Annotated in this window: 4 protein-coding genes; all 4 read left to right on the top strand. The window is 73.8% G+C overall.

Features of this window, described 5'->3' with window-relative positions; all coding sequences use genetic code 11:
* A partial coding sequence (locus JS521_RS10205; protein WP_239487045.1) for an ATP/GTP-binding protein occupies positions 1 to 2,193 on the top strand: 2,193 nt, incomplete at its 5' end.
* Positions 2,194 to 2,401: 208 nt separating this feature from the next.
* On the top strand, positions 2,402 to 3,991 hold the full coding sequence (locus JS521_RS10200) for a PucR family transcriptional regulator (RefSeq protein WP_205082398.1): 1,590 nt from the start codon (positions 2,402 to 2,404) through the stop codon (positions 3,989 to 3,991).
* 202 nt (positions 3,992 to 4,193) lie between these two features.
* A complete protein-coding gene (locus JS521_RS10195) occupies positions 4,194 to 5,639 on the top strand; it encodes an aldehyde dehydrogenase family protein (RefSeq protein WP_205082397.1) in 1,446 nt (481 codons plus the stop codon).
* A 247-nt stretch (positions 5,640 to 5,886) separates the two neighbouring features.
* A complete protein-coding gene (locus JS521_RS10190; RefSeq protein ID WP_205082396.1) occupies positions 5,887 to 7,842 on the top strand; it encodes an acyl-CoA dehydrogenase family protein in 1,956 nt (651 codons plus the stop codon).
* The last annotated feature ends 113 nt before the right edge of the window (positions 7,843 to 7,955 follow it).

Here is a 7,955-nt window from a genome sequence, read left to right as displayed (position 1 = left end):
GAACCGGGCGTCTGGCGGTACGGCTACACCCCGCCCCCGCCCGAGGAGTCCGAGCGGGTGTCCGACCGGTCCCTGCTGGTCGGCGCTCTGATCGCGCTCCTCTCCGCGCTGCTGCTGTGGTCGCTGTGGCGCAACGGCTACCTCCCCTACCGCCTCGTCCCGCTGAAGCTCTTCACCCCGGGCGAGTGGTGGAACCCGGGCACGTCCGGCGGCCCCCGCACCATCGAGGGCAGCGACGCCCTCACGGTGTACGAGGCGATCCTCTTCGGCCTGCTGGCCTACGGCTGCGGCCGGATCGGCAACTTCTCCGAGCTCTTCCGCCGCCATGTCGCGGAGCGCGGTCAGCCCTTCCTCGCGCTCGCGGCCGCCGCCGCCGCGGGCCTGACCCAGCTGCTCGTCTGGAAGGAGACGCTCCCGGTCGTCCGCCCGGTCCTGGTGCTCGTCGCCTCCGTCGCGGGCGGCGAGATCTACCAGAGCCAGACCGTCGTCAACGTGATCTACGCGGTGATCGCCGCCGCCGTCCTCTGGCCCTTCGCCCGGCTCGGCCGCTGGCGCGAACTGATCGCCGCCCGCCGGGGCACTTCCGCCGTCACGCCTGCGGACACCTCGGCCCCGGCCACCGCGACCTCCGCCGACCAGTGGCCCGAGCTGCGCGCCGCCGGCTGGACCGACGCCGCGGACACCCTCGCCGCCGAGGCCCGCACCGGCCGCATGAACGACGTGGACGTGGCCCGGCTGCGCCACGCGTGGACGCTCGCCACCCGGCGGCCCGAACGGCTCGCCCCCCTCGCGGAGGCCGTCCTGCGGACCGGCGGGGCCGCCGCCCTGCACCCCTCCGGCGCCCGCGACCTGCCCCGGCGCACCGCCCGCCACGACGTACTCACCGGCCAGGTCAGGATCGGCCGGTGCGCCGAGGACCCGCACAACCCGTACGTCCGCCGGGGCACGGGCCTCGCCCTGGACCCCGCGCTGCTCGGCACCTCCCTGCTCGCTGTCGGACCGCCCGGCGCCGGGAAGTCCGCCCGGCTGGTCCGGCCGGTCGTCGAGGCGCTCGCCCTGCGCGCGCTGGCCGGACAGGCCGCGGTCCTCGCCGTCGGCGGGGCGGGCGAGCCGCTCGGCCCGGACGAGGCCTTCGACGTCGTCGTCCGCCTCGGTCACCCCGGCTCCGCCCACGACATCGACCTGTACGGCGGCACCACCGACCCCGACGAGGCGGCAGCCGTCCTCGCCGAAGGGCTCGTCGGCGATGTCGGCAGCCTCGACAGCCGCCGCGCCGCCACCGTCCTCGCCCAGTTGCTCGGCCCGTACCGCGCCGCCCACGGCCACTTCCCCTCCGTACCCGAGCTGCGTGAACTCCTCGACGGCACACCGGCCGCGCACGCCGGGCTCCGCGCCTCCCTCGAAGCCGCCGGCCACCACGCGATGCTCCGCGAGCTGGACGCGCGGTCGCGGCAGGCGGGCGGCCCCGGCGACCCGGCACCGGTCCTCGCCGACCGGGTGGCGCTGCTCGACCGGCCCACGTTCACCGGCTTCTTCGCCACCGGCCCGGACGCCCGCCCCTTCGAGCTGCGCGCGCTCGGCCAGCATCCGCTGCGAGTCCGCGTCGACCTGCCCGAGCGCGGTCACGCCGAGGCATCCCGGCTGCTGACCCGGCTGCTCCTCGCCCAGTTCACCGCGATCACCGCAGCCCGTACCGACACCTCGCTCTTCGTCTGCCTGGTCCTGGACGACGCCACTCACGCCGTCACCGCCGAGACCGTCCGGGGCATCCGCCGGCTGCGTTCGGTCAACGCCGGGGCGGTGCTCACCCTGCGTACCGTCGACGACGTCCCCGAAGCCCTGCACACCCCGCTGCTCGGCGCGGTCGGCTGCACGGCGGCCTTCTCCGGTATCACCACCTGGGACGGCAAACGCTTCGCCGAGGCCTGGGGCAAGGAGTGGGTGGAGACCCGCGAGGTCGCCCAGCACACCGTCTTCGCCGACCAGCCGTTCACCCGCGCCCTGCACGCCCTGCGCAAGCTCGTCACCGGCAAGGCCGTGACCACGGACGCGGTGACCGTACGGCAGGTGGAGAAGGAGCGCTGGTCGGCCTCGGAACTGGCGTACGCGGTTCCGTCGGGTCACGCAGTCATCCGGTTGGCCAATGTCGACGGCGAACACGCACCCCCCCTTCTCGTCCACCTCGACGGCTGAGACGGCTGAGACGGCGGAAGTGGCTACCCGGAAGTAACCCGAGAGTCGACGGAGAGCGGTTACCGGTACCCTGCCGCCCTGGCAGAATCGGAGGCAGCCGTTCATACGGGACGGCGAAATTCGGGCCCACCGTTCCGGCCGGCGATCCGGCCGTCCGCAAGGCGGTGGCGTCCGCGACCTCGTCCCCGACCTTGAGGGTTCCCCGCCCATGCCCCCCACGCTCGCCTCGCTCGTCCAGCACTCGGCGCTCAAGCTCACCGTGCGGGCGGGCGCGGACCGGCTCGGCACCCCCGTGCGCTGGGCCCACGCCAGCGAGCTCGCCGACCCCGTCCCGTACATGGACGGCGGCGAGCTCCTCCTCGTCACCGCCACCAACCTCGACGCCGAGAACGCCGACTCCATGCGGCGCTACGTGCGGCGGCTGGCCGAGGCCGGGGTCGCCGGGGTCGGATTCGCGGTCGGGGTCAACTACGAGGCCGTCCCGGAAGCGCTCGTCGGAGCCGCCGAGGAAGCCGGCCTGCCGCTCCTCGAAGTGCCCCGTCGCACCCCGTTCCTCGCCATCAGCAAGGCGGTCTCCGCCGCCATCGCCGCCGACCAGTACCGCGCGGTCACCGCCGGCTTCGAGGCCCAGCGCGAGCTGACCAAGGCCGCGCTCGCCGGGGACGGGCCCGCCGATCTCCTCGCCCGCCTCGCCGCCCACGTCGACGGCTGGGCCGCCCTGTACGACACCTCCGGCGCGGTGCTCGCCGCCGCCCCCGAGTGGGCCGCCCGCCGCGCCGCGCGCCTCACCCCCGACGTCGAACGCCTCCGGGACAGACCCGCCCCCGCCAGCGTCGTCGTCGGCGACAACGAGGACCGGGTCGAGCTCCAGTCGCTGGGCACCGGCCGCCGGGCCCGCGGCGCGCTGGCCGTCGGTACGGGAGCGGCGCTCGGGACCGCCGAGCGGTACGCCGTGCACTCCGCCGTCGCCCTGCTCACCCTCACCACCGCTCGCTCCCGCTCCCTCCAGGGCGCCGAGCAACGCCTGGGCGCCGCCGTCCTGCGCATGCTGCTCGCCGGACAGCCCGACCACGCCCGGGCGGTCGCCGGAGACCTCTACGGCGGGCTGCTCGACGCCCCGTTCCGGCTGCTCATCGCCGAGGCCTCCGCGCCCGCCGGGCCCGAACTGCTCACCGAGACGATGGAGGCCGCCGCCGCCCGTACCGGCGAGGCCCTGCTCCTGGTCCCCGAAGGCGAGGGCGAGCGCGTCGTCGTGGTCCCCGGCGACGGCGGAGCCGCCGTCGCCGCCTGCGCGGCCTACGCCGAGGCCCAGGACGACCGCGCCCCGCGCGAGGGCGGCGCCGAGGACAGCGACGTCGTGGTCGGGCTCTCCGCCCCCTCCGGCCCGATCGCCGTCTCCGCCGCGTACAAGCAGGCCGAACAGGCCCTCTCCGTCGCCCGCCGCCGTGGCCGGGCCCTGGTCGAGCACGAGGAGCTGGCCGCCGGCTCGGTCCTCCCGCTGCTCGCCGACGACGCGGTACGGGCCTTCGCCGACGGCATGCTCCGCGCCCTTTACGAGCACGACGCCAAGGGCCGCGGCGACCTCGTGGCCTCCCTGCGAGCCTGGCTCTCCCGCCACGGCCAGTGGGACGCGGCCGCCGCCGACCTCGGCGTGCACCGGCACACCCTGCGCTACCGGATGCGCCGGGTGGAGGAGATCCTCGGCCGCTCGCTCGACGACCCGGACGTCCGTATGGAGCTGTGGCTCGCCCTCAAGGCGACGGAGGCGACCATGCCCGCCGAGGACTCCGGAAGCTGAACGCCGCCCGTCGGGCGGGCGGCCCGCGCTCCACGCACACCCCTTCCGCCAATTCGGCGCACCCGGCCCCCGCTCCGCTCCACGCCGGACAAACGCCTTGGGCGCCTCCTCCCCTACCGTGGGACCACAGAGGGGAGCCTTCCGGGCGCCCACGACGAGACACATCCCACCTCCTCACGACCTCCGAAGGGCCGGAACCTCCATGACTTCGCCCCACGCCTTCTGGGTGGCCGGCCGCCAGGCCACCGGTGCCGACAGCTTCGACGTCACCAACCCCTACGACGGACGCCTCGTCGGCACCGTCAGTGTGCCGACCGACGCCCAGGTCGAGGAGGCCGTCGCCGCCGCCCACGCCGTACGCGACGAATTCGCCGCCACCCCGGCGCACGTCCGGGCGGCAGCCCTCGACCACGTCGTACGCCGGCTCACGGAGCGCACTGAGGAGATCGCCCAGCTGATCTCGGCCGAGAACGGCAAGCCGATCAAGTGGGCCCGCGGCGAGGTAGGCCGTGCCGTGTCCGTGTTCCGGTTCGCCGCCGAGGAGGCCCGCCGCTTCAACGGCGGAGAGGCCCAGCGGCTCGACACCGACCTCGGCGGCACCGGCCGCCTCGGGCTGACCCGGCGCTTCCCGCGCGGGGCCGTCCTCGGCATCGCGCCCTTCAACTTCCCGCTGAACCTCAGCGCCCACAAGGTCGCCCCGGCCATCGCGGTCGGCGCCCCGATCATCCTCAAGCCGGCCCCGGCGACTCCGATCTCCTCGCTCATCCTCGGCGAGCTGCTGGCCGAGACCGACCTGCCCGCCGGCTCCTGGTCCGTCCTGACGGTCCCGAACGACAAGATGCCCGCCCTGGTCCAGGACGAGCGCCTGCCGGTCATCTCCTTCACCGGCTCCGGCCCGGTCGGTTACGCGATCATGGAGTCGGTGCCCCGCAAGCACTGCACCCTGGAGCTCGGCGGCAACGGCGCGGCCGTCGTCCTCGGCGACTACGCCTCGGACGAGGACCTCGACTGGGCGGCCACCCGGATCGCCACCTTCTCCAACTACCAGGGCGGCCAGTCCTGCATCTCGGTGCAGCGCGTCATCGCCGACGCCTCGGTCTACGACCGGCTCGTCCCGAAGATCGTCGCCGCCGTCGAGGCCCTGGTCACCGGCGACCCGGCCGACGCCACGACCGATGTCGGCCCGCTCGTCAGCGAGGACGCGGCGAAGCGTGTCGAGTCCTGGGTCGACGAGGCCGTCCAGGGCGGCGCCGAGCTGCTCACCGGCGGCAAGCGCGACGGGGCCACCTACGCCCCGACCGTCCTCGCCTCCCTCCCCGACGACGTCACGCTCTCCTGCGAAGAGGTCTTCGGCCCGGTCATGTCGATCCAGAAGGTCGACGGCGAGGCCGAGGCGTTCGCCGCCGTCAACTCCTCCAAGTACGGCCTCCAGGCAGGCGTGTTCACCCACGACCTCCAGACCGCCTTCCGCGCCCACCGCGCCCTGGAGGTCGGCGGCGTGATCATCGGCGACGTCCCCTCGTACCGCGCCGACCAGATGCCGTACGGCGGCGCCAAGCAGTCCGGCGTCGGCCGCGAGGGCGTCCGCTACGCCATGGACGACTACACCTACGAGCGCGTCCTGGTCCTCACCGGCCTCGCCCTGTAACACCCCCCCGGACGACCCCCGCCCGCCTTCCGCCCGGACAGCGAGCGCGGGCGGTGGCGGCGCAAGCGAACGGCCTGAGCCCACTGTGCGGGGGCTCAGGCCGTTCGCGTGTCCGTGCGCGGGGGCTGGTGCGGGTGCCGAACCACGGGTACAGGGGTTACATACGGACCAGTAAGCAGCGACTAGCAGTCCGTGCGTCCCGGGCGGCCCAACCCTCCTGGTCACGCGCGGCGAGGTGAGGTCCCTCATGTCCGCACCACACAACACTCCCCAGGTCCCCAAGGCCCCCAAGGTCACCGAACGTGAAGCGCGACGGGTCGCCGAGGCCGCCCGGGAGCAGGACTGGCGCAAGCCCAGCTTCGCCAAGGAGCTGTTCCTCGGACGTTTCCGGCTCGACCTGATCCATCCGCACCCTCTGCCACCGCCGGACGACATACGGCGCGGTGAGGAGTTCCTGGCGCGGCTGCGTACGTTCTGCGAGACGCACATCGACAGCGCCCGGATCGAGCGCGAGGCGAAGATCCCGGACGAGGTGATCGCGGGGCTCAAGGAGCTCGGCGCCCTCGGGATGAAGATCGAGACCAAGTACGGCGGCCTCGGACTCACCCAGGTGTACTACAACAAGGCGCTCGCTCTCGTCGGCTCCGTCAGCCCCGCGATCGGCGCGCTGCTCTCCGCGCATCAGTCGATCGGTGTACCGCAGCCCCTGAAGATCTTCGGCACCCAGGAGCAGAAGGACGTCTACCTGCCCCGGCTGGCCACCACCGACATCTCCGCGTTCCTGCTGACGGAGCCGGACGTCGGCTCCGACCCGGCCCGCCTCGCCACCACCGCCGTGCCCGACGGGCCGGACTACGTCCTGGACGGGGTGAAGCTCTGGACCACCAACGGCGTCGTCGCCGACCTCCTCGTCGTCATGGCCCGGGTGCCCGCCTCCGAGGGGCACCCCGGCGGCATCACCGCCTTCGTCGTCGAGGCCGACGCCCCCGGCGTCACCGTGGAGCACCGCAACGCCTTCATGGGCCTGCGCGGCATCGAGAACGGCGTCACCCGCTTCCACCAGGTGCGGGTGCCCGGGGCCTGCCGGATCGGGCCCGAGGGGGCCGGGCTGAAGATCGCCCTGACCACCCTCAACACCGGCCGCCTCTCGCTGCCCGCGATGTGCGTCGGCGTCGGCAAGTGGTCGCTGAAGATCGCCCGCGAATGGTCCGCCGTACGCGAGCAGTGGGGTCGGCCCGTCGCGAAACACGAGGCGGTCGGCGCGAAGATCTCCTTCATCGCGGCCACCACCTTCGCCCTGGAGGCCATCGTCGACCTCTCCTCGCAGATGGCCGACGAGGACCGCAACGACATCCGCATCGAGGCCGCCCTCGCCAAGCTGTACGGCTCCGAGATGGGCTGGCTGATCGCCGACGAACTGGTCCAGATCCGTGGCGGCCGCGGCTTCGAGACCGCCGCGTCGCTGGCCGCGCGCGGAGAGCGGGCCGTGCCGGCCGAGCAGATGCTCCGGGACATGCGGATCAACCGCATCTTCGAGGGCTCCACCGAGATCATGCACCTGCTGATCGCCCGCGAGGCCGTCGACGCCCACCTCAAGGTCGCGGGCGACATCATCGACCCCGACAAGCCGCTCTCCGCCAAGGCGAAGGCGGGCGCCAACGCCGCCGGGTTCTACGCCCGCTGGCTGCCCAAACTCGTCGCCGGACCGGGGCAACTGCCGCGCACGTACGCCGAGTTCCACCCGGCCGGGCACCGCGACCTCTCCGGGCACCTCCGGTACGTCGAGCGGGCCTCGCGCAAGCTCGCCCGGTCCACCTTCTACGCCATGTCCCGCTGGCAGGGCCGGATGGAGACCAAGCAGGGCTTCCTCGGCCGGATCGTCGACATCGGCGCCGAACTCTTCGCGATGAGCGCCGCCTGCGTCCGCGCCGAGCACCTGCGCGGGGCGGAGGAGCACGGCCGCGAGGCCTACCAGCTCGCGGACGCCTTCTGCGAGCAGGCCCGCATCCGGGTCGAGGAACTGTTCACCCGCCTGTGGTCCAACACCGACGATCTCGACCGGCGCGTGGTCGACGGCGTCCTGTCGGGGACGTACACCTGGCTGGAGGAGGGCGTCATCGACCCCAGCGGCGAAGGCCCCTGGATCGCGGACGCCACCCCCGGCCCCGCCGCCCAGGAGAACCAGCACCGCCCGGTGCGCTAGGCACGGAACCGTACGAGGTGCATCCGGTGCATTCGGTACGTCCGGTGCGTCCGGTGCGTCCCCCACGTCCACGCACCGGACGCACCCCGTACACCGCGCTCCCGGCAGGGCAG

Origin of the sequence: Streptomyces durocortorensis, assembly GCF_016901035.1 — a bacterium.
Taxonomy (GTDB): Bacteria; Actinomycetota; Actinomycetes; order Streptomycetales; family Streptomycetaceae; genus Streptomyces; species Streptomyces durocortorensis.
Note: the sequence above shows the minus strand (reverse complement) of the source record. Positions and strands in the feature narration are given on the sequence as shown.

Bases quoted from the DNA above. Each gene is read 5' to 3' on its own strand.
- JS521_RS10200 (WP_205082398.1), top strand. From the start codon at position 2,402: ATGCCCCCCACGCTCGCCTCGCTCGTCCAGCACTCGGCGCTCAAGCTC.
- JS521_RS10190 (WP_205082396.1), top strand. From the start codon at position 5,887: ATGTCCGCACCACACAACACTCCCCAGGTCCCCAAGGCCCCCAAGGTC.
- JS521_RS10195 (WP_205082397.1), top strand. From the start codon at position 4,194: ATGACTTCGCCCCACGCCTTCTGGGTGGCCGGCCGCCAGGCCACCGGT.